This is a genomic window from Leptothoe sp. EHU-05/26/07-4, assembly GCF_043421015.1.
Taxonomy (GTDB): domain Bacteria; phylum Cyanobacteriota; class Cyanobacteriia; order Phormidesmidales; family Phormidesmidaceae; genus Leptothoe; species Leptothoe turfae.
In genome coordinates this window covers 148370-169739 of sequence record NZ_JAXSQV010000007.1, presented here as the reverse complement: position 1 = coordinate 169739, position 21370 = coordinate 148370, and the positions used below count along the sequence as shown (strand labels likewise).

At 45.6% G+C, this 21370-nt stretch carries 21 protein-coding genes; 16 read left to right on the top strand and 5 right to left on the bottom strand.

The genetic code is table 11. The features are described 5' to 3' along the window. The first annotated feature begins 57 nt into the window (after positions 1–57). The 8 genes from crn3 (at position 58) to U2F10_RS25120 (ending at position 9152) form a co-directional block, all read left to right on the top strand. The gene (crn3, locus tag U2F10_RS25155) at positions 58–987 is read left to right on the top strand and encodes a CRISPR-associated ring nuclease Crn3/Csx3 (protein ID WP_499873633.1); all 930 of its coding nucleotides are present in this window, start codon (positions 58–60) and stop codon (positions 985–987) included. Between the two features lie 113 nt (positions 988–1100). Then, complete coding sequence (gene cas10 / locus U2F10_RS25150; RefSeq protein ID WP_499873632.1) at positions 1101–3494, top strand: type III-A CRISPR-associated protein Cas10/Csm1; 2394 nt, start codon at positions 1101–1103, stop codon at positions 3492–3494. Next, the gene (gene csm2, locus U2F10_RS25145; RefSeq protein ID WP_163659058.1) at positions 3484–3972 is read left to right on the top strand and encodes a type III-A CRISPR-associated protein Csm2; all 489 of its coding nucleotides are present in this window, start codon (positions 3484–3486) and stop codon (positions 3970–3972) included. The genes cas10 and csm2 overlap by 11 nt, the downstream gene beginning before the upstream one ends. Before the next feature lie 2 nt (positions 3973–3974). After that, the gene (gene csm3 / locus U2F10_RS25140; RefSeq protein ID WP_163659059.1) at positions 3975–4949 is read left to right on the top strand and encodes a type III-A CRISPR-associated RAMP protein Csm3; all 975 of its coding nucleotides are present in this window, start codon (positions 3975–3977) and stop codon (positions 4947–4949) included. A 3-nt stretch (positions 4950–4952) separates the two neighbouring features. Further along, a complete protein-coding gene (csm4, locus tag U2F10_RS25135; RefSeq protein WP_499873629.1) occupies positions 4953–6059 on the top strand; it encodes a type III-A CRISPR-associated RAMP protein Csm4 in 1107 nt (368 codons plus the stop codon). Positions 6060–6096: 37 nt separating this feature from the next. After that, on the top strand, positions 6097–7365 hold the full coding sequence (gene csm5 / locus U2F10_RS25130; protein WP_499873628.1) for a type III-A CRISPR-associated RAMP protein Csm5: 1269 nt from the start codon (positions 6097–6099) through the stop codon (positions 7363–7365). A gap of 3 nt (positions 7366–7368) precedes the next feature. Further along, positions 7369–8154 carry a CRISPR system precrRNA processing endoribonuclease RAMP protein Cas6 gene (gene cas6, locus U2F10_RS25125; RefSeq protein WP_499873627.1) on the top strand — a complete coding sequence of 262 codons (786 nt, stop codon included), beginning with the start codon at positions 7369–7371 and terminating at the stop codon, positions 8152–8154. Between the two features lie 11 nt (positions 8155–8165). Then, positions 8166–9152 carry a hypothetical protein gene (locus U2F10_RS25120; protein WP_499873626.1) on the top strand — a complete coding sequence of 329 codons (987 nt, stop codon included), beginning with the start codon at positions 8166–8168 and terminating at the stop codon, positions 9150–9152. Positions 9153–9164: 12 nt separating this feature from the next. Here U2F10_RS25120 and U2F10_RS25115 read toward each other — a convergent pair whose 3' ends face one another. Next, complete coding sequence (locus U2F10_RS25115) at positions 9165–9878, bottom strand: CRISPR-associated protein (RefSeq protein WP_499873625.1); 714 nt, start codon at positions 9876–9878, stop codon at positions 9165–9167. Positions 9879–10357: 479 nt separating this feature from the next. Between U2F10_RS25115 and U2F10_RS25110 the strand changes: the two genes are divergently transcribed. Next, a complete protein-coding gene (locus U2F10_RS25110) occupies positions 10358–10651 on the top strand; it encodes a Calvin cycle protein CP12 (protein WP_499057246.1) in 294 nt (97 codons plus the stop codon). 190 nt (positions 10652–10841) lie between these two features. On the opposite strand, the gene U2F10_RS25105 is transcribed toward U2F10_RS25110, so the two are convergent. Further along, positions 10842–11996, bottom strand: coding sequence for an ATP-grasp domain-containing protein (locus U2F10_RS25105; RefSeq protein WP_499873624.1), 1155 nt, complete (start codon positions 11994–11996; stop codon positions 10842–10844). 160 nt (positions 11997–12156) lie between these two features. After that, complete coding sequence (locus U2F10_RS25100; RefSeq protein WP_499873623.1) at positions 12157–12765, bottom strand: hypothetical protein; 609 nt, start codon at positions 12763–12765, stop codon at positions 12157–12159. A gap of 1181 nt (positions 12766–13946) precedes the next feature. On the opposite strand from U2F10_RS25100, the gene U2F10_RS25095 reads away from it, so the two are divergent. Then, a complete protein-coding gene (locus U2F10_RS25095) occupies positions 13947–14183 on the top strand; it encodes a DUF2811 domain-containing protein (RefSeq protein ID WP_163666158.1) in 237 nt (78 codons plus the stop codon). 262 nt (positions 14184–14445) lie between these two features. Here the strand turns inward: U2F10_RS25095 and U2F10_RS25090 are convergent, their stop codons facing one another. Beyond that, on the bottom strand, positions 14446–14826 hold the full coding sequence (locus U2F10_RS25090) for a hypothetical protein (protein ID WP_163666156.1): 381 nt from the start codon (positions 14824–14826) through the stop codon (positions 14446–14448). Between the two features lie 60 nt (positions 14827–14886). Here U2F10_RS25090 and U2F10_RS25085 point away from each other — a divergent pair, with 60 nt between their 5' ends. The 5 genes from U2F10_RS25085 (at position 14887) to U2F10_RS25065 (ending at position 18670) form a co-directional block, all read left to right on the top strand. Further along, a complete protein-coding gene (locus tag U2F10_RS25085) occupies positions 14887–15570 on the top strand; it encodes a response regulator transcription factor (protein ID WP_163666154.1) in 684 nt (227 codons plus the stop codon). A 5-nt stretch (positions 15571–15575) separates the two neighbouring features. Beyond that, positions 15576–16856 carry a sensor histidine kinase gene (locus U2F10_RS25080; protein WP_163701221.1) on the top strand — a complete coding sequence of 427 codons (1281 nt, stop codon included), beginning with the start codon at positions 15576–15578 and terminating at the stop codon, positions 16854–16856. Between the two features lie 84 nt (positions 16857–16940). After that, a complete protein-coding gene (locus U2F10_RS25075; protein WP_163701218.1) occupies positions 16941–17279 on the top strand; it encodes a NirD/YgiW/YdeI family stress tolerance protein in 339 nt (112 codons plus the stop codon). A gap of 58 nt (positions 17280–17337) precedes the next feature. Beyond that, entirely contained in the window at positions 17338–17700 is a 363-nt protein-coding gene (locus tag U2F10_RS25070; RefSeq protein ID WP_499873622.1) for a hypothetical protein, read from the top strand. 7 nt (positions 17701–17707) lie between these two features. Further along, the gene (locus tag U2F10_RS25065; RefSeq protein WP_499873621.1) at positions 17708–18670 is read left to right on the top strand and encodes a cupin-like domain-containing protein; all 963 of its coding nucleotides are present in this window, start codon (positions 17708–17710) and stop codon (positions 18668–18670) included. A gap of 262 nt (positions 18671–18932) precedes the next feature. Here U2F10_RS25065 and U2F10_RS25060 read toward each other — a convergent pair whose 3' ends face one another. After that, on the bottom strand, positions 18933–19835 hold the full coding sequence (locus U2F10_RS25060) for a hypothetical protein (protein WP_499873619.1): 903 nt from the start codon (positions 19833–19835) through the stop codon (positions 18933–18935). Positions 19836–20808: 973 nt separating this feature from the next. On the opposite strand from U2F10_RS25060, the gene U2F10_RS25055 reads away from it, so the two are divergent. Continuing rightward, complete coding sequence (locus tag U2F10_RS25055; RefSeq protein ID WP_499867918.1) at positions 20809–21321, top strand: hypothetical protein; 513 nt, start codon at positions 20809–20811, stop codon at positions 21319–21321. The last annotated feature ends 49 nt before the right edge of the window (positions 21322–21370 follow it).

The following is a 21370-nucleotide window of genomic DNA, read 5'->3' as shown; positions in this document are numbered from 1 at the left end:
CAATGACATTAAAGTGTTGTGTTTCTATATCTAATGTTTGGCTTTGGAGAATGATCTGTGGCCGATGCTTCGATTCAACTGACGCTGAGCCATCATCAAACGACTCAGGGATTGGCGTATCAGTTGGTAACTATTGAGTTGGTAAGTCGCGATCGCATTATTGAACCGCAAGAGTTAGCAACATTGCGTTTACCGGCGGGTCTAGATCCACGCAAGGGTGTGGTGCTCTCTGGGCGGGCTCCGGTCTGGCTCTATGCGTATCTGGTGCATGAATGTCATCCGACGGTGTGGGTTGCTTGTTTTGACCCACGCTTGGGGGCGGTTGTGACGACAACTCATTCTAAACTTGTCAGTGTTGGGCAGGTGCTCCCGCTTGAGGATTTAAATTTGGGAGTACCGTCTATTCAACCTGATAAGCTGGGGCCTGCTCTATTGGTGGTGGGGCCGCCGGACAGTGGCAAGAGTGTTTTGTCTCACCAGTTGTTTGTAACTTTGGTTAAAGATTATCCGGATGTGTATTTGCAACGCGCTCAATGGGATGGTGAGGGTAATTGGACATTAGAGCTGCCGGAAAACGCATCCGAGCGAGAGGCATTTAAGTTGGCTAACAAAGGAACTCTGACGGAACGTTTTTTTCCTTATCAGGGGCAGGCGATTCGTAATCTGCGGCAACAAAAGTCGTTGGTGATTGTGGATGCTGGGGGAATGGTGCAACCGGAAAAGCAATCGATTTTGGATGCTTGTACCCATTATTTGATTATTAGCTCAAAGCCTGAAGAGATTGAGCCCTGGCATGAGTTTTGTGGAAATCAGGGGAATTTACAGCCGATTGCAGTGATTCACAGCACGTTAGAGACCATGATCGAAGTGTTGCAGCGTGAGCCGTTTTTGGAAGTGCGTTGTGGACCATGGGTACAGGGGGAGACCGATGGAGTGCCCGAAGTGCTGGTGGAACAGGTGCGAGCACTTCTACAGGAGTCTCTATGAGTGCGACTATTGACAAAGTCGATTGGTAGCACAACAGAAATCCGCTTACCGTGAACTGGCACAAGGCAGACAAGATTTTCTGTGGATAAAGACAGTAATGAGAAATAATCATAATGAGTGCAATCTCTAGTCAAATTGCTTTACAAGTATTTCAGCAGGCTTTCCTACGGTTGGCAAAAGAGGTCAACTCTGACCTATCCTATCCAGTATCGTCAGCTTTTGAATCTTCTATTCAAAAGTCACAAGACCATTTTCGCTGGCCTAATGAGCAGTCAAAGCTGTCTCCTCTACGTCTTATTTTTGATTCAATCAAATTAAAGAACGGAGGGGGAGGTGAGAACTTTTGGCCTGCTTGGAAGATTGTAGATACAGACCCACTGGTTCCTTATCCCGTTAGCAAAATAAAAGCAACGTCAGACCTTGAAGCATTAAAGCTCGAAATCAAGAATGTCTTAGATGCCTTAAATACGAATGAAGATGATTGGAAAAATCTTTCACTACTTAGCCTAATTTTAGAGAAATATGGCTCTTATGTAAGTTTTGGAGAATCAGACGCTTCTTTTTTTGATCTGGTTAAGATGACAGCAGCTGTGGCGTCTGCCTCAGGAGATACACTAAATGCTAAAGACCTCTGTTTAATAGCTGGTGAGATTTCCGGTATTCAACCTTTCATTTACACAATTGCTTCCGATGGAGCCCTCAAATCTCTTAGGGCCAGAAGCTTCTTACTAGAGTTGATTACAGAAGAAGTTGTGCAACAGCTTCTATCTCAACTTAAGTTGCCACGTACTAATGTTATTTATGCAGGTGCAAGTAAATGCTATATCCTCGCACCTGCTCATGACTCGGTAAATAAAACTGTTACTGCGATTAAGGATGCCTTTAACAATTGGTTTTTAAAGGAGTATCAGGGCAGAATATTTTTGGGTTTAGATAGTCACTGCTTTCCTGCCTCAGATGTGGGATTACCAGTGTTTGCTAACCATTGGCAGACTGCCATTAAACTTCTGCATCATCAAAAGAATCGAAAGTTTGACACTCAAATTTCAAACCTTCTCAAAGCGAAAAATGCTCATGAGCCTTGTAAGGTATGCCACCGAGATGACGTTAAACGTTTGGCTAATTTAAACAAAGATGACCCAACATCTGTGAATGCCTGCGAAACCTGCAGGCGAATATTCCGCCTCGGCAGACAGCTTTTGCAAGTTAAGGCAATTGTGCGATCTCAAAAATCACCCATTACACCTACCCGACTACGTTTCAAACTAGGCTCGGGTAGGGTCTTTTACAACTTATTTGACTCACCTGAAGAAGCTTTAAGAGCTGCAGATGGTAAACCAATATTGCTAGTGAATAACTGGGATATTGAATACTACAAGACTAGTAATGTTTACCCACTATTGTTAGGAAACTATGCCAAACCCAGTAAAAGTGAATTTGATGACACAGCAGACATACCGAAGGCCAGCTCTATTACAGCAGCTGAGATGGCAGATCAATCTAAAGGAATTAAACGAGTAGGATATCTGCGTATGGATGTAGATCGGTTAGGACAGATTTTTGCCAATGGCTTGAACAAGTCATATACATTGCCAAAACTGTCTGGCCTTTCTCGGCAAATGAGCTACTTCTTTAAGGTATATCTCAATAGCCTTGCCAAAAAACGTTCTGCTAACCTACCGAAGGATTATAGACAGTTGACTAATCCAACTATAAACGCACCACCAGTTGCTAACGATAATTTACTGTTTATTTATGCAGGAGGTGATGATCTCTTTGTTAGTGGTGCCTGGAATGAAGTTGTAGAGTTTGGCTTTGATGTTTATCAGAGCTTTAGAGCTTACACTGGTCAACATTCAGGTATTACCCTCTCAGGCGGCATTAGTTTAAGTGTCCCAAAATATCCGTTATATCAATCAGCGGATGACTCTGGTGATGCTGAAAGTACCGCTAAGGGGAACGGACGCGACAGCCTAACGCTGTTTGGTCAAACTTTCAAATGGCAACAATGGCTTGGTTATGAGGACACCAAAGTATCGGATATATCTGTTATTCCTGACAAGATTAGAAGTTATCTCAAGGACGACAGTTTACTTGAGTTATATGGCATCTTGCCGTTTGTAAATATTCTTAATCAGGTTAACAATCTACCCCATAGCTTTGTACAAAACTTACTAGTGACTGCTCAGTTACAAGAACAGCATGTAAAAGCTAGAAAGGAAAAGACCAGAAAAGCATTGAAGCAGCCAGCTAATAACACTGACAAAACTCAACTTAAGGAGAAAATGCGAGAAGATATTCGAGACATTCAATATTTTTTGCATCTGCCTAGGGTGGCGTATACGCTGGCTCGGTTACCGAACTCAACTCAAAAAGCTCAGGATATGAAAAGAGTGACTAGCTCACTTAAAAGTCCATATAATGCACCTTACTTTCGTGCGATCGCAACCTGGCTAGATCTTCTCAATCGTTCTTCAAATCAATCCAAAGGTGACAATGTCAGATAAACCCAAGGTCAAGCACCCAAATGGGCCTAAGCAAAAACCTAGAAGTAAAGATTCAACTGATGTGGTTGAGCGCATCATCAACACAATTAACAGCTTAGACTCAGGCTTGCAAAGTTATAATATTCGTACCCTGGTCGAAGATGCCAGCGATTTTGGTCCCTTCTTACGCAATCAGCGCCTGGAGACAAACCAAATTCGTAAGTTTTTAGATGCGATTAATCGTGTCAAAGCTGATCTGATCGGTGATGAACCTGGTTCAGGGCAAGAACCATCCAAAAGTTTTGTCGAAATTGAAGCTGATATTGTTCTTCTCAAACCTAAGCTCGCCTATGCCGCTGCTCGTCAACGAGCAGCAAAACCGTTGAGTAGCGTCATGTCTGCCGCCATTGACAAGGTTCACAGTCTAGAAGACTTCGAACGCCTGGTGCAATTCATTGAATCAATTATTGCTTACCACAAAGCTGCTGGAGGAAGATAAATATGAGTGTTGTTACTAAACCGCAAAAACCCCTATTGGGTAAGTTACGTATTGTCAGTACTTTAACCGCTGAAACCGGCCTACACATTGGTGGAAGTGGTGAGTCTCTCGATATTGGTGGCATTGACAAGCCAGTCATTCGAGATCCGATGACTCAACAGCCCTATCTGCCAGGGTCATCCCTCAAAGGGAAGCTGCGATCTACCCTAGAACGATTGCTCAACAAGCCGCTTAACCGACCGGGAGGGAGTGGCACTTATCGCTATGAAAGTGACGATGTTGTCGATGGTTATTCAGAAATTAGCAACGAACGCTATGTTGCCTTTGAAGGGTCTGCTACTTGCCCAGTGAGCCGTCTGTTTGGTTCAACAGGGAATAACTGTTGGATTAAAACATCAGATGCTGAAGCGGCTGAACTCAAAGATAATAACAGCCGCACAACAATTATCGAAAACGAGTCTTATACTCGTGTGAAAGGCCGTAATGCCCCTGCTCGTCTGATTGTTCGCGATTGTCACTTGATCGAAGAATCTGTTAAACAGCTGGCTAAAATTGATACGGGTCTTTACATGACCGAATGGAAGTTTGAGAATGGCATTGATCGGATTACGGCAGCTGCTAACCCCAGGCAACTAGAGCGAGTGCCAGCAGGAGCAAAGTTTACGTTTGAACTGGTGTATACCGTCGAGAATCCAGAGCAAGCGAGTGACGATATTAAGAATCTTGCGATCGCACTTGCGATTCTCGAAGACGATGCCCTGGGAGGTCACGGTTCACGCGGCTATGGCAAAGTAAGCTTTAGCAACTTTAAGTTCTACTATCGGGGCGTTGACCAATATCAACAGCTTGCCAGCGGTAATGTTGACTTTCTACAGCCAATCCTTGAACTAGACAATACCGCTGCTCTGCTCGAAAACTTTGGTCAGCTTACCGGAGCAGTTGAGCAGCGTCTGTTACCAGCAAGCGAGGCTCAGTAAACCATGGTGTATAAGCTTATCCGACTCAACTTTGGTCGCAGCCCTACCCATTTTGGTGAAACCGGCATTGGCCTAGAACAAACCAGCGAACGGATTCGTTCTGATGCTCTTTTTAGTGCTTGGATCAGCGCTTATGCTCGCTTATTTCCTGGTGATATCGAAACACTGCTCGATCAGTGTCAAACAGCCAACCCTCCGTTTCGACTAAGTTCCACTTTTGTCTATCGTCGGAGCCTCGATAAGCCAGATCAGTTTATCGACTACCTGCCTAAGCCAATTCAGCACCCGGCAGGTTATCCCTCTACCTCAGAACGAGAGCTAAAAATCACCAAAACCTATAAAAAGATTCACTATCTGCCCCTAAAAATCTGGCAGCGCTGGTACCAGGGCACCGGCTTTAGTAATGAGGACTATGATGCTCTGGTGGCCTATGGTGACGATCCAGACAACAAAATAAACGAGTTAGGTAAAGCGGGAGCCTTTGACTATAGCAGCGCCTTTAAGCGCTATAAGCTGCCCAAGGTCGCCATTGACCGCACCACCCGCGCCACTAATTTCTACCACACGGGACTCAATCAGTTTGACTGGAGTCCTGATAATCAACCTGAGCGCAAAGATGGTGTCACTAACCTGGCAGGTTTGTACTTTTTAGTTGATTTCAGAACTGCCGACGAAGCACTTAAAAACAAACTAATGGCCGCATTACACTTGCTAGGAGAAGACGGCATCGGGGGTGAACGCTCTAGCGGTGCTGGACGCTTTGAACTGTTGCCAGAGGAACCGCTATCATCTCTATGGACAACGGTGTTAAATCCTAAACTGACCTCTGACACAGTACACCACAGCCTGATCAGTCTTTACTGGGAGAATCCGGTACCCGATGTCATGTTAGGGGATGCCACCTGTTACATCCTAATCGAACGGGGGGGCTGGATTGCGTCTCCTTTTTCTGGGCGACAGCTGCGTCGCAAGAAGGTGCATATGTTTGCTGAGGGGTCTGTATTTACTGGTAAACCTGATGGCAAACTAGCCGATGTTACCCCTGCACAGTTTAAGAAACATCACATCTATCGCAGCGGCATCGCCTTAAGTCTTGCAGTTCAGCCATAAGTTCCTTGTTATCATACTCTGTTATTGTATAAAGCCCATGGTCTCCACCAGTGTTCTCTCGAAACCCAATTTATGTGAGACTAGACAAATTCGGCTGACGAGCCGCTTATTACACATTGGTTCGGCGGTTCCGCAGCTAGGCCCATTTGAGTATGTGCAGACGGGTAAGTTTGTTTATTTATCTAAACCCGATGCCCTGGCGCGAGCACTACAGGCGCGAGGATTTCTCAATGACTATATTCAACGCATTCAGGACCAGGATGAAATTACATCTCTGTTAGAAAATGCTTTTGGGAAAAAGTGGTGGACGGCATCAGATACAGATGGAGAGCCATTGTTTCCAAAACATTTGCGTAGTTTGAAATGGGCTGATCGGGTAACTGAGCTACGTCCGATGATTCGCAATGGCTTCGGTCAGTTTTATATTCCCGGCTCATCGATTAAGGGAGCAATTAGAACTGCGATCGCATATCACCTGCTCAAATATGCCAACAAATACAATGTGCCAGGTCCGCAGCGTCCCAGCCAGATCGAACAGCGGCTGCGTCAGTCCATGGGAGAGCTAAAACGCCGGGCTAAGTTTGCCGATGATCCATTGTTTATGGAAACGCTCTTTTCAGACTTTAGTTTGCGTTATCAGGGACAGGCAATAAAAGCGAGAACCGGACCAAATACAGACTTTATGAGAGCTATTCAAGTGAGTGATGCCTCTCCCTTAATTGAAGAAAGAATTCAGCCGGAAGGCAAACGTCCGTTCTTTAGAAACTTACCGATTGTATCTGAGGTGGTGATCTCTAGCCATTACGGTAATAATCGAGCCAAATATCGAGCCTCTATCTATGCTGAGATGGTGCTCAATGTGCGATTTCACTTTACCCTCAGTCTTGACTACGAGATGCTGAAATGGTTTCGCCACAACCAGCAGATGTCTCTGCCGTTTAAATCCATTGAGGATGTTTTAAACATCTGCCGAGAATTTGCCCAAGACCAATGGGATTTTGAACATGACTATTGGGCCAATGTGAAAAACAATCCAGATGATCGAGGACAGGCGCTAGATTTTAACGATATTCGAGACATTTACGAACCTGAGCAATGCCCCCATACGCTGAGAATTGGTTGGGCTAGCGGTCTGATGGGAACAACAATTAACTTGCTGATACCCGATGACACGGTTGCTAAGGTGCGAGATACCTGTGGGATTTCAGCGCCTAACTTTGAAGCGCCCAAGTCACGTCGTACAGTGAAAAACTATAGAGGAGAAATCAGATATGTACCCGGCTGGGTCAAATTGGAGATGATGTAGCCAATGCTAATGCGATCTACCTGGATACTAAAACCTAAGGCAACAGCCACCCTGCCTCGCTCTTATCGACTGGAGCTGAGCAAACGGCTTCATACCCAAGCAGGCATAGAGTTGGGTAGCGAGACCATTCCTTCGACCACATTTTCGGGATTGTTGGGAAAAGCCCAGACAACTGGGGAGTTCATCGCCTTCAGCCCAGATGAGTTTTATCGGCTGTCACTGAGCGGTTTACAAGAATCTGCGTCAAAAGCAGTTGCTAATCTCGACCTGGGCGAAACGTTGGAGTTTCTAGGCGCAGAGTTTAGCATTCTAGACCGCGAAGATGATATTACCAGTTACGAAGTGCTTTACCACCAATATGTGGTGGACGAACCAGAACCCGAGCGTCAGCTAGCGCTTTCGTTTCTCTCCCCCACTGCGTTTTCTCAAAATCGCACCTACTTGCCGTTGCCAGTGCCAACGTTGTTGTTTCGTAGCTGGTTAGAGCGCTGGAATCACTTTTCACCGGTTTATTTAGGTGGTGATGAACTGATTAGCTATCTAGGGGAAGCCGTAGCTCTATCTCGTCATCGCATTCAAACCCAGTCTTTTCCTATTTACAAAGGTAATGTGAGTGGCTTTGTTGGGACAGCTACTTTGAGTATTTTGTATCGAAGCGATCCGCTGCTAGCTCAGGTGGCGAACTTATTAGTTCACTATGGCCAGTTTGCAGGCAGTGGAATGAAAACAAGACTGGGAATGGGACACAGTCAGATATTAACTTCAGCAAACAGTATTGCAAGGAGCTAACAACGAATATCATGGGCGTTTTTCATCTCATGGGTCTGGGTAAATCACCGGGTGTAATTTCAGCTCCCATATCGTATTTGTCCCATCGCTACAAACGATGGGATGAAAGTGATCGACAGTTTTTTGCATATTCTGGTGAAGTGGAACATCGCGAAGAAAATAGAAAAGTGGGCGATGTTCAAGGTATTGTTATTTTCTCAACAGTTGAGGTGATCTCTGGCAAGAAGCTTGATGGATCTCCCTTTAATAGTTTTGATTATCTAGACAATCGACCAGGAGAAACTCAGGGAAAGTTTTGTCAGGGAAGGCCTATTAAGAGTATCGTTTCTGATTTGCTCCCCAATTTACATTGCAAAAATATTTTTGGTAATCGCTCTGCAGTATCTATTTTCTGGTGCCATATTGATCGTCGAGATGTCAAGCTGACCTATGACCGTATTATTCAGACTGTTGCTTCGCTAGCATCAGTTGGTGGTCAAGGAAAAGAAATGTGGGTAAATCTGACTGGCGGCAGTAATCCGGTTAACTTTGCGTTGCAACTTGCGACAACGTTGTCTGGTAGCAATGCCCGCATGTATTATGTGCAGGCTCAAAACGCCGATGCAGAAAAGTGTGTGCATTTCACAGCTGAGGAGAACTATTGGCTAGAATTGCCAATTTTACCATTAGCGCTTGGTGATTTAAGTCAAGCTGTTTTAAGCCTATTGGAGAAGAAAGAACTCAGCCAGTTATCTCTCTATGAGCAACTTCAAGGTGATTACTGGAAACTAATGCAGGGGTATACTTCAGATATTTTTCGGGAAGAAGTTCTCAAACCCCTATGGAAACGGATGTTGATCGTGGGCAGTGAAGGTGGTTACTCAATTGGTCCGCAATGGTCAATCATCAAACCCTATAGGGAACGATGGAATGAGGTTCAGGAGTCTGAGATCGCAATCGAAATGCTGGCCAAACAAGTACCCTGGCTCGAACACCAACCTCTGTTGCTACAGTCGTGATTGAGAAACCTGTTAGCGCCTCACTGATTTTACCCTTGAGCGCAGAGCAATCTCAATTGGCATCATAGACTCATTCGAGCGATTTGGATTGACCGGCGTGTATTGCAAAGGAGCCTTCGGTGACAGGCTAGCCAGCACCATACCGACCGAACCATGGGCCGTCATGCCAGTGTAATCAGCCATCACCTGCTGTGGCAACCAACCAATGGGCAGCTGATCATAAATGCGACGAATATGCTGAAAAAACTCCATCGGGTCATAGATATCATTCACATGAATCAGTTTGAAACTAATGCGACTACCAGAATACGTATCAGCAATTGCAACTGCCATGGCTTTAGTCTGGTCTGAATGCAGCAGCCAACAACGCTCTAAGCGATCAGCATGATGCTGGATTGCAACGCGACAAGGTTCCTCTCGACTGACCAGCAAAATCAAACCACGATGCTTGATAGGAGTGCGAGCATCAGCCAGCGTCTCAGGCTCTAGTTGTTTTAGACCTCTAGCAAATAACAGCACCGACAAGAGAAATATTAACAGGGAGCCGATCGCCAACTGGACAGCGGCAGCTAGCGCATTATTATCATTAAGGTCAGTAACCAGGGAAAACAAAACCTCCCAAACAGCACTTCCCAACACCGCTAGAAAAATAGACCCAATTAGAAAGGGCAACAAAGTTTCAGGATTAAAGAAAATAGACGCAGCTTTGGAAAAGGGCGATCGCATAGAATTATCTGACCAAACGATATCAGTAGGTGAACTCAAACCTTGATAAGAGGTAAACAGGTTGTTCAACTGCCTAGAGTTTGCCCATGCAGCTGAGCTAACCGAAGCCCAACTCCCTAATTTGGGGGCCTTTGAATCTAGTTTCCCCAAAATTGGGTGACAGAAGGAGCCTGGATATCTTATAGCTAATTGAGACCATCTACTGACCCAGTCTACTCTCAGCTTGGAAGAGGGTGCTTCCAAGTCGATGGCTGACTAGAAGAGAGGGGGACATCCCAGTTTTGCGACAAACACAATTATCCCTTGCATTGTAGCCAGTCCCATTAAGCAAGCTGAGCCGACTATTCTTTGTTTCCCGCCAATGCTGATAGGTAAAGAAAGCTAATGAGACATAGATGAAACTTATATGATTTTCGTCTACTCATTTACAGAGTTTATAGATAAGCTATAAACAGTTCACGATACACCCGGTTTTTACCATGTCTTACACGACTATCGCGACGACAACAGCGCCTTTAATCCCTATCTCTCTACAGCAACCATCTTCTGATAGTTCAGCGTTTGCAACCCGCCTCAAAGCCGCATTGGAACATGCCCGTCGCCTAACAGAGATGCATGGTCCAAGAAGCATTGACGCGGCCATTGCTTGGGAAGCCGTAGAAGAACTACAAACGGCAAAGGCGCGCCAGCCACGGGTGAGTGCCAACGAGGCCTTTGCACGTTACTGCGACGAAAATCCCCATGCCCTTGAATCTCGAATTTATGACATTTAGGTGATTCGACGTTCACGCTCAATTCGTATCTCGCTTTGCTAGCGCAAAACCTCTCAGTCCCTATCGATCGGTAGGGACTTTTTTTGCCTAAAAAAGGAACACAGTATTTGCAAAAGGTAAAGAACAGAAAAAAGCCCCGGCAGTCACCAGAGCTTTAGTTTACCTACTGAATTCAACAAAAATAGCCAGCTTATCTCTGCAATACTAACTGTTGGGTTGCCTTGGGTGATGGCTGTGCTACAAAGTCTCCATTTAATCGGGCCTTTAACTCCTGGTCTAGCGCAAACTGTTCCACCAGGGATCCCGCCAAGAGTACACTGATTTCACCAACTTTAATCGTGCCCCAGTTAATCAGAATGACACCTCGGCCTTTGTCTGGATCAAACGTAATATCAGTTAGATCAACATTTTGAAGTGAGCGCAACGGCGTTTTATAGGTAATGCTGCTCCAGCAAGGAATCTCCATTCTATGGGCAACGAGGGTTGGATAAGATGAACCATTAAAGCGTGGATTGCATTCAATCGCTAAATACTGCACCCCATCAAGTGTTGGCACAACGGCAACATCAACAGCAAAGATCCCCTGCATGCCATGTTCACCTAACCACATTGCTAGGGGCTCCATACTCTCCCAAGGCTCATGTTGAGACGGGTAACGGTTACCGCGATGGACACAGCCTTCTAAAATCTGCTCTGACACCAGTAAAGGTTGCACACCATCAGCGGTCACTCGATATTGCAAGTTCAAAAAAGCAGAGGCTTGAACTTCGGCTTGAATTTGCAGTGCTGCATCTGGAGCCAGTTGTGTAAATGCCCTTTCTAAAGCAGCTTGATCGGAGCAGCGTGTAATACCTGCACCATGATCTGAGACAGCAGGCTTAACATAGCAAGGAAATGGAATATCTGTTGCTGCTCTCGCCGCTGATAGATTGGCAAATCGCAACGTCTTAGGAACAGGTACACCTAAAGCTTCTGCTAATTGAATAAAGTTATTTTTAGAATTAATAAATTCAACAACTTCAGACCACTGAGGATTTAGCTGAGTAAAGAATTGACGATATTGATGGTGTGAATTGACCGCATCTCCAAAGAAATAAAATGAGGGCTCATACTCACCATGCCGATTGATTTCGTCTAGAGAACGTGACCAAATAACGTCATGGCTGTGAAACACCCCCACTTGAGCATAGTGATCCACAATAAATGCCCACTCTGACTGGAGATCAGGCGTCATCTGAATTTTGTCTTCTGGATGAGTCAAGGCAAGGACTCGCCCCGAAAAGAGAGCTGTGCCAGCTTCCTGGTCATGGGTACTGAGGGTAATATCATGGTTAAAAATTCTCATAGTTGCTCCTAAAACTTTTTACAACAAAAATCTTTTGAGGTGATCTGCGTTGTACCGAAGAGATTTGCCGACCAAGTATAAGAAACCGGCAATACCCTGTAGAAGAACACACAACTGAGTTTTTGAATCGTTAAAGTACCAGTGTTAACAAACGATGACACTATACACACTGAGTGACTTTACGCTTCTGCACAGTGACATTTAAACGGTGCTGATCAGGCCTGTACCCGGCCACACTTATCGCACGTTCAGGCAGCTGAGATCCTGAAAATTCAGATACCAAGCGTCGATTAGTCTCTGACAGTAACTGAGACAACACTAAATGAACAGATGGTTCACACGACTGCAATAGCTGGTTTACTGTTTGCAGTGTGAGCGCCTTCAAATTATTCTGACCAGTAAGGTCTAATGCCCGATTGAGCCCAATTATTAAGGAATAGGGCGTCATTTCATTTAAGCTTTGTTGAGCCAACATCGGGATGTTTTGCTCAACAAAAAGCTCTTTCCTACACAGAATTTTAAGTAACGGCAAAACAATTGCACTACCAAATTTAGGGAATAGCTGAGAGAGTTGTTGGCGAGTCCCTGGAGATTGAGTAGTAATAAACAAATAAACTGATAGCCCTAGAAAATCTTCAAAATCATAGGCAGCAAGGCGTTCACCGACACCTTCATCATATGCGAGGGCATAAACTGCCAACCAGTCAGCGTGTTGGAGAGTGTGTTGACTATGCAGTGCAACAAAGCCTGAACCAATCAAAATAGACATGGACAGAAGGCTAGCTAGGCGCTAGTTTGAGTTTTGCCAGATAGTAAGCAGTAAAAAAACAAGTCAGACCATACGCGACACAAACGCTGTTTGTATCGCAAAGATGGGCTACCAACTCAAGAACCGAAGCGTTTGTCTAAGCAGTCAGAAAGATCGAACAGATAAAACGTGATACCTCACCATAAAACTTGAGGCAATTAAGTGTTTAGCGATACGCTTTTTAAGCTACTTAAGTTGTACAACCTATCAAATCGTATTGCAAGCTACATAATCAAAAAAATTGGCTGATCCGTCGTGATTTCCTGACATTTGAGATGGGGCTCCCATGGCTGAATAGATACGACAACAACGCCCAACAGAAAGCTCCAGTCTCAACCGAGTCTAGTTAGTACTGACTCATTTAGCCTTGAACATTACGATCGCAGATTCAGCAAAGCCGATGACCCAGGCAATCACATGCGCGTCTACTTCACCTGCTTTCTAACAGTGGATACAAGATACATGGACTCATCTGCGATCTCAGTGTTAACACCCAATACCCGTTTGCAGCTGCCCTGGAGTTCGATAATCGACTCAAAATGCTACGGGGGCAAATTGCAGTTCTCCACAGGAACTAACCTGTCAGTTGGTAATTTCTACACCCAGAGATTCATACAATCATTAAGGCGTATTTAAGGGCGAATTATCTTCTGAAAGAGCCTTATGGGCCAGTACCCAGCATCCGGAGCATTTTGATGAAAATCAGCCAATCTAGGTAATTTTATCAAAATACATTTATTCATACTCACAGAAGTTTTCCCCAGGGTTTTCCTTAGTTTTTCCACAGGTTAAGTAGAGTTCTCCCCAGGGTGTTACGACTGATGAGCAGATCTAGCGATTCTGTGGAAAACGGTTAAGTATGGGGATCAATCTCACTTTATAAACGAATGTAACGAAAAAAATGTCTTAACCCTCTTGGTGTCGTTACCCCAAAAATCTCATTAGAAAAATATAAAGAATCGGTGCGCTTGCGAATTACCTCCTCCTCCTGCACAATAAAGCTCCACTGAATTAGGCGACCTAGTGAAGGCCTCCTTGCCCTGTGTCCCCGCTGCTGCTAGCCCCCATTTGCAGCACTTAGGTAAGGGTGATCTACTAGGCCCTGATTTGTTGTGCCCGTTAATTTAAGAGATATTAGATTTATGACTTCAGCTCCTAAAGCTTCAGCAAGTACAACAGCTCCAGTCACTGTCAGCCTGATGATCGAGATTCCTGAAACGCTACACCATTCAATACAAGATTATCTAAGCACCCACGAGCTATGGAGTCAGGAACGCGTTATGCAGGCAGCACTTTCTCTCTTTCTGATGCAAAATGGTGCGAATCAGCCCCATGTGAATAGACTTTACCTAGACAGCCTATTTGGCTGCACTATATAGGGAGTGATCGACTACGTTGCACAGCTACGAGAAAATTAGCAGTGCCATCAATCACCTCAAGGTAAAAGCCTCTGTGGCGACCGAGGCTAAGGGGTGAGAACGCAGACTGGGTAACAACTGACAATTAAGCCCCATGGCAAAAGCCTGGCAGCATGCCGGGCTTTTGTGTTGTGGAGCTAACCCGCAACTTCAAGGCTCCATGATGGGAATTTTGATGCTGTTAGCCCTGGGTATGGCAGCCTTCTGCTTGTTTGAAAAAATCTTAATCAATACGATACCGAATCAGGCTACGTACTGTTTCAGGGAGAATGTCCAAATCCTGAGCAATCGCCTGCTCTATTTCGTCATAGTCTGCTAAGGGGTACTTAAATTCCATTTCTTGCAAAGAAGACCCGCCAATCTGTACTGATACCTCAGTTATCTGAAGGTTCTGATCAATTTCTGCATCAATGGCCAGAACTCTCACCATAAAGGCAACATTCACTGTCTGCGCGCCTGTAGTGTCGATCGGAACCACGTCTGAACCACTTTGACCAAAAACCTGCCTCGTTAACCAGCCGCTGCTTAGCCAAAATGCAGCCCCAGTTAGCAGCATCGGTAGTCCAAATCCCAGGCTGATTTTGAGGGTGTTTCCCATTTGCATGGCTGCCGCCTCGGTATCTATTGTGAGTATACGACTCGTCTCCAAAGGATCGTACCCCCAATGAAAATTTTACTGGTCGAGGATGATGCAGCCCAGCTCCAACCGCTTCACCAAGCGCTAAGCAAAGCCGGGCATGGTGTCGATGCCGTAGTGGACGGAGAGACAGCCCAAAAACTGATGTGCGATCGCACCTACGATCTACTCGTGCTCGACTGGATGCTGCCCCAGATCAGTGGACTAGCATTGTGTGAGCAGTATCGTCGTCTGGGCAAAACTACTCCAGTCTTGTTTCTGACCGCCAAAGATACAATTCTCGATAAGGTAACTGGACTCAATGCTGGTGCCGATGACTACCTTGTCAAGCCTGTAAACCTAATGGAGTTTCTGGCACGGGTACGAGCGTTAGGGCGGCGCTCTCCGCTGTGGGTAGGAGATTATCTATCATTAGGAGAGCTAGAACTAAATCTCGACACCCTAAAATTACAACACCAAAATGCCAGCGTTCAGCTGTCAGGGCGAGAGTTTCAGCTCATGGAATATCTGCTACGGCATCCTCGTCAGGTACTCAGCCGCAACCAGATTGAGCGAGCCTTATGGGAATGGGACATGCAACCCGACAGTAAAGCTGTCGCGATTCTGGTGCATCGCCTACGCCAACGTCTACAGTCTATCCAGGCTCATGGCTGGCTGCAAACTGTTTATGGCATAGGATATCGCTTAGCTATCCCTGAAACGGAGTCTTAGAGCTGATGTTCGAGCACAGTCGCCTTAACCTAGCTCGGTGGTTTAGTCTCTCCATGGGCAGTATTTTAGTAGTTTTTGCCGGAATACTCTATACCTGGAGCGCTCGCAGTCGTCTCTATTCTTTTGACCAAGAATTGTACAACACAAGCCAGGTAATTGCCTCTGGAGTGGAAGAAATCACCTTTGAAGCACAACATCATATCGACTTAGAAGACGCCCCCATCTTGGGCCGTGATAGCATCAAGCTGGATACTAATATCGTCTTTGCCCGGTGGTACACCCCTGACAAAAAACTGTTGCAGTTTATGGGAGAAATACCTACCCCTGTTCTGGAGACAACATTAGGATTTCAGACACTACAGGGCATTGAGTCTGCTCCATTGGAACCACTACGGCAGTTGACTCTGCCCGTTTATAGGGATGATCGACTGCTGGGTTATCTACAGGTGGCCGCATCCCTCACCCCGGTGATGAGACCCCTACAACAACTGCGCGTGTTTCTAGGCATCGGATTACCGATTACCTTAGCGGCCATTGCCGGCACTGGCTGGTTTTTAGGTGGCAAAGCGATGAGACCCATTCGCAATGCTTATCATCGGCTACAGCAGTTTACCGCCGATGCCTCCCACGAACTGCGGGCACCTTTGGCTGCAATTATCAGCAATGCCCAACTTGGCCTGATGGAACCCACCTCCCCAACAGAGCAAACTAATTGCTTGAAGACTATTTCTATAACCGGAGAGTCAATGAGTACATTAGTGGGGCATCTCTTATTTCTAGCCCGGCACCAGGGTAATTTGCCTGCTGAAGTCTTTCAGCCCATCGATGTAGTTGCCCTACTAAAGACTATTAAAACTAACTATGCTCCTCGGCTAATGGCTCAGAACCTGCACTTTGACAGTATGCTCCCCGATGGTTCTGCAACAGTACAGGGAGAGCATGGCTTATTGCAGCAAGCCATTGCTAATTTGTTGGACAATGCCTGTCACTATACTCCGACAGGAGGAATGATTCGCCTGAAATGTCAAGTTCAAGCTTGCTGGATTGTTATTCAGGTTGAAGATTCTGGGATTGGTATTCCCGCAGCAGATCTACCTCATATTTTTGAGCGATTTTATCGAGTTGATCAGCATCGATCGCGGCAGGCAGGCGGGTTTGGCTTAGGACTAGCTATTGTGCACCAAATTGTTGAGTTGCATGGCGGACAAATTAAGGCTAACAGCCAACTGCAACAAGGCTCACAGTTTGAAATTCGGCTACCCCTAGCCGCTGATTATATCCCTTGAAACCTTCGTGTTACTTTTAGGCCACATCATAGAATCCAGATCTTTATTAGACACCGTTGCGAAGTAATCTGGAGGAGTTCAACCATGAAGACACTGTTATTGGGTGCAAGTGCTACCACCATAACTGTGCTAACCGGCCTAGCCATGCCGGGGATGACTCAAACCCAAACCACCGTTGAAACACTGCGTAGTAACAATATCGTCACACTGTCTGGAGAAGTGGTACGTCTGATGGGTGATGACTTTCTGCTTGATGATGGTACTGGACAAATTGAAATCGACGCTGAAACTAGCGCTATGCGCGAGGCAGCCATCTCAGTAAACACCACAGTTACTGTTACTGGCTATTATGACGATGACGAATTTGAAGCTCTCACCTTAACCCCCAATGGTGGTGAAACCATCCCTGTATTGGATGACTAATAAAGTCGCTTAATACAGCTCTTAATTTATAGCTACTCTATACGGTTGCGTTAGAGCTATGATTCGTGTGCTTGTCACGGCTAGCCGGCTACGCCTTGCCAAATTATTAGAAAAAGGGCTTCAGCTTCAAGGCTGGAACACTTGCGTTGCGACCACCTACAACGCTGTTATTGAAAAAGTGAAGCACACCTCTATCGACTTGGTGTTAGTCGATGCCGATTTCTTTCAAGCCGAGACCCTGCCATTGCTAGCAGTGCTCCAGCAGCAGAGGCTTCCCTTGATTGTGATAGCTAAAGATTATCAAGTAGGGGGGCATGACCTGCGACAGGCCACCGCGGCTGAAGATATCTTTATCAAACCCTTTTCCACTAAGCATTTAATTACTGTTCTCAGCCAAAAAATCACCCTTGAAGAGTATTAAGCAGTCAGTGACTTCATCTAATTGTTCTGGTTTACGTTTTCTCGATCCAGTTCATCCAGAGTTATTACTTGAGGGATTTTCTTATGAATTAATTCACAAGCAGTACCTACAACAGGGAAGACCTCTTCTTATGAAGGGGCTGTTAGAGAATTCAGATGGTTGGAACCTTGAGTTTCTTCGCAAACATTTGGGCACACAACTGTTTCCTGTTCGCCAATATGGAAGAGAACGATATCAACAGGAAAAGCGCCAATGGAAAGATATGGGCAGTGGCGTATCTGTTAGTAGTCTCACCTTTGAAACCTACGCTGATCTGATTCTCAATGGTGACGCACGCAAGTACGATCTCTATCTCGCTAGATGCAGCCTTAAGGGAACATCTCTAGAAAAGGTTTCTGTACTTTCTCCAGTTGAACAGCTACTGAAGTTGTCAAATCCCGTTACCCCTGAAAATCTATGGTGTGGTCCTGCAGGACATACCTCTTGCTTACACTATGACCCAATGGATGGCACACTTGCTCAATTGGCAGGCACAAAGCAAGTCACATTATTTCCACCTTCTCAGCTCTACAATTTATATCCATTTTCCGTGTGGAATCACTTAATGCATGGGGCAAAACGTCGTGCTGTTTACAGTAAGGTCTATCCAGATAATCCAGATTTGAAAGTCTTTCCAAAGTTTAAAATGGCTATGCCTCATCGGATTGATATCACCCTCCAACCAGGGGAAATGCTCTTTATTCCAGCTGGTTGGTGGCATGAGATTACTTCTGTGGGCCATGGCATGGTTTGTTCGATCAACCGCTGGTGGAATGTACCACTCTCAAGAACATTTTCGAACTGGAGCAAGCTACGTGCCCATATTGGTAGCTTATTGGGAATACCACACACGTTGCTAAACTTTGTAGATGCGATGGCCTCATCGGATAGTCGCCAGCACAAGTTGAGGGCATTAATACAGCGCTTTTAGCCTGTTTAGATAGAACAGAAACAAGCTATGCAACAGGCCATTGACCCGCACTAAGTGAGCAAACACACACTAAAAACCCATGGGGATCACAAAAACTGGTTGGGAATGCACCTGGTATGGATTGAATCCCTATACACCAGAGAAAGAATTAGCTCTCCTATCTCTCAAATTCTCTTAAAGTACAGCCCCCCTGGCAGCGATGTCAGGGGATTTTTATGCAAAGCCTATGATTGTGATTAACACCATATAGGACTGCATTGAGTTACTGTGCAGCTGCCGATTCAATATCAATGGTGAGTTCATAGGTAGTAGCATTTTCTCGCGACCCACCAACAATCACCATATGGTCTCCCGGATGGGGCAACAGAATGGTTTCTTCCTTCGCTTTATTGGCCAGAATATAACGGCTCGGAGAAATCACATCAAAGAGCGCATTGTTCTCCAGTGACTTGATGGACAAATTCATTTGCTCCCCCCCATCTACCCTCAAATAGTAAACATTCTGCTTACCCTGGAGAGCGCTATTGCTTAGCGTAATGGAGCTGGTTCCTGGTGCAAATCGGACTGATTCTGTCAGGCCAGTGTTTATGTCATCAAGCAGATCACTGGCTTCTAAACCATTGAAATCCTGAAAAGCTTGGCTAACTAACTGACAGTCCGTCAGGTTGAGCACATCCTTACCAATCGTGAGCGTATCATCTGTAAAGCTCCAGGTCTCATCATCCGCTTGAAAATCATGTTCACTCCAGGTAAATACCCGCATTTTTCCTTGATTATCGGCTAGCTTGCCTGAAAATGACTGGGCATAGGTGGCATAATTCCCTGCCTCATCATTTTGTGCTGCAGAGCGGGCATCCCCTTGAATGCTTTGGCGCTGATAGTCAATGGTCAAACGCAGGTTAGTTGTCAGGCGATCATTGTCTAGTCGATAACATTGACGTTTAGGTCTACTAAAAGCCGTAGCAGGCGAATCTGGCGGTGTATTGGCCAATTGATACTCAGCATCAGACGTTTCGATATCCGATGGTTGTGTTACAGCAGATGGGGCTGGTTCTTCAGCTTGGCGACTCGTTACGACAGGGTTACAACTGCCAAGCAAACTAGCGGTGAGTAATCCGAGTAAAGTGATCTGCGCCTTCAACCGAACCATAGTAAGTAATTCCATAGTGACCGATCTGCCAATCCTACCGAGCCAGGGCCACCATTGCCTGAGTAATAGGACTTAGATCAACTGGTTTAATCATGTAGGACAGCATAGTGTACACCAACACTTTTGCAACCTGCCAAACCTTATCTAAGCCTCTTGAACAGGCTGAGGCAGCGTATGCCGTTTATTCGCCTTAACCCCAGTCATCTGGTAAAGCTCACTCACGTACACTGCAATCAAACAGCTCTCGCGTTTCCGTAATCACAGCCTATCTGTAAGCATCATCATCATGATCCTTAGCATCCCATAGACTTAACTCACTGGTCAGCAGAAACAACAGAGACAAATAACAACGTTACCATTTGTATCAGAGAAGAGATTTTGAGGCACTACAGGAATATGCTGTACACATGAGTTGAAAAGCTCATAGCTGCTACACAAGGAGGTTTAACGATAGATAGCTCGATAGAATCGTTCGACGACTCAAAAACAGCACCCAAACACATCACTGATATTTCTTCTTACTTGCACTAGAGAGCCCTGTTGATAATAGGTTCGCCTGATATACAACAACTCTAAAAAGTCTTGTTTGATTTAGAAGAGTCCCTCAGTCGATTGTTCTGGGTGCTGTTGTGATTTAAAGCTGTAATCGCAGACACAAAATACCTCAGTAGACAGAACTCTGTATTACTTACCTAAATTTATTTAGGCACCCTCTATATTTAACTCGAAGCCTCCATGGGTCTTAGTAGCTGTGGGGGCTTCTTATATTGAATAGATATTGGGCAGTTGCGATGCTCCGCTGGAGCGGCTCCGCCAACACAACCCACAATCACCCTTGTGACCCATATCACTACATTTCCTCAGCCAAATTCAGAAACCCCTTAAGCAACCTTCAGTTTACGGTCAGATAGCGTTCAGGTAGCCCCGGCATCCTTGTAATCAATGAAGCAAGTAAACACACTTCACGAATTCATAAGGAGCTTTAACCATGAAACGCACACTTCTTTCCGCTTTAACTGTTCTCGTTGCCTCCGCTGCGATCGCACCCATCGCTGCCGCCGCTGAGCCCGCTAGCTTCAATATTCAGTCCGCTCGCCTCGAAGCGCTAGACGCCCGCACTAAGAATTCCGTCCATAAACTACGCCTTGAGCACCTTAACAACCAAACCAAGGCTATCGAAGATATCCAAGCCGCTCGCCTTGACGCCCTGGATGCCCGCACTAAGGCTATCGATAACATTCAAGCTGCTCGCTTAAATGCGCTGGACGCTCGCACCAAAGCCGTTGATAACATCCAAGAGACTCGGCTCAACGCCCTGGATGCTCGCACTAAGAACAGTGTTCACAAGCTACGTCTTGAGCACCTTAACAACCAATCTAAAGCGGTTGAGGATATCCAAGCTACTCGTTTGGAAGCATTGGATGCTCGTACCAAAGCTGTTGATAACATCCAGGAAGCACGCCTCGATGCTCTAGATGCTCGTACTAAGTCCGTCCGCTAACAGATTGCTGAGCTGTTGCGGTGCTCAGGTTGACAAGCTTGGGTGCCTG

Coding starts and splice junctions, on each gene's coding strand:
- U2F10_RS25075 (WP_163701218.1), top strand. CDS start 16,941: ATGAAGACACTGTTATTGGGTGCAAGTGCTACCACCATAACTGTGCTA.
- csm4 (WP_499873629.1), top strand. CDS start 4,953: ATGGTGTATAAGCTTATCCGACTCAACTTTGGTCGCAGCCCTACCCAT.
- csm3 (WP_163659059.1), top strand. CDS start 3,975: ATGAGTGTTGTTACTAAACCGCAAAAACCCCTATTGGGTAAGTTACGT.
- csm2 (WP_163659058.1), top strand. CDS start 3,484: ATGTCAGATAAACCCAAGGTCAAGCACCCAAATGGGCCTAAGCAAAAA.
- U2F10_RS25095 (WP_163666158.1), top strand. CDS start 13,947: ATGACTTCAGCTCCTAAAGCTTCAGCAAGTACAACAGCTCCAGTCACT.
- U2F10_RS25115 (WP_499873625.1), bottom strand. CDS start 9,878: ATGCGATCGCCCTTTTCCAAAGCTGCGTCTATTTTCTTTAATCCTGAA.
- U2F10_RS25100 (WP_499873623.1), bottom strand. CDS start 12,765: ATGTCTATTTTGATTGGTTCAGGCTTTGTTGCACTGCATAGTCAACAC.
- cas10 (WP_499873632.1), top strand. CDS start 1,101: ATGAGTGCAATCTCTAGTCAAATTGCTTTACAAGTATTTCAGCAGGCT.
- csm5 (WP_499873628.1), top strand. CDS start 6,097: ATGGTCTCCACCAGTGTTCTCTCGAAACCCAATTTATGTGAGACTAGA.
- cas6 (WP_499873627.1), top strand. CDS start 7,369: ATGCTAATGCGATCTACCTGGATACTAAAACCTAAGGCAACAGCCACC.
- U2F10_RS25105 (WP_499873624.1), bottom strand. CDS start 11,996: ATGAGAATTTTTAACCATGATATTACCCTCAGTACCCATGACCAGGAA.
- U2F10_RS25085 (WP_163666154.1), top strand. CDS start 14,887: ATGAAAATTTTACTGGTCGAGGATGATGCAGCCCAGCTCCAACCGCTT.
- U2F10_RS25120 (WP_499873626.1), top strand. CDS start 8,166: ATGGGCGTTTTTCATCTCATGGGTCTGGGTAAATCACCGGGTGTAATT.
- U2F10_RS25070 (WP_499873622.1), top strand. CDS start 17,338: ATGATTCGTGTGCTTGTCACGGCTAGCCGGCTACGCCTTGCCAAATTA.
- U2F10_RS25055 (WP_499867918.1), top strand. CDS start 20,809: ATGAAACGCACACTTCTTTCCGCTTTAACTGTTCTCGTTGCCTCCGCT.
- U2F10_RS25080 (WP_163701221.1), top strand. CDS start 15,576: ATGTTCGAGCACAGTCGCCTTAACCTAGCTCGGTGGTTTAGTCTCTCC.
- U2F10_RS25110 (WP_499057246.1), top strand. CDS start 10,358: ATGTCTTACACGACTATCGCGACGACAACAGCGCCTTTAATCCCTATC.
- U2F10_RS25060 (WP_499873619.1), bottom strand. CDS start 19,835: ATGGAATTACTTACTATGGTTCGGTTGAAGGCGCAGATCACTTTACTC.
- U2F10_RS25090 (WP_163666156.1), bottom strand. CDS start 14,826: ATGCAAATGGGAAACACCCTCAAAATCAGCCTGGGATTTGGACTACCG.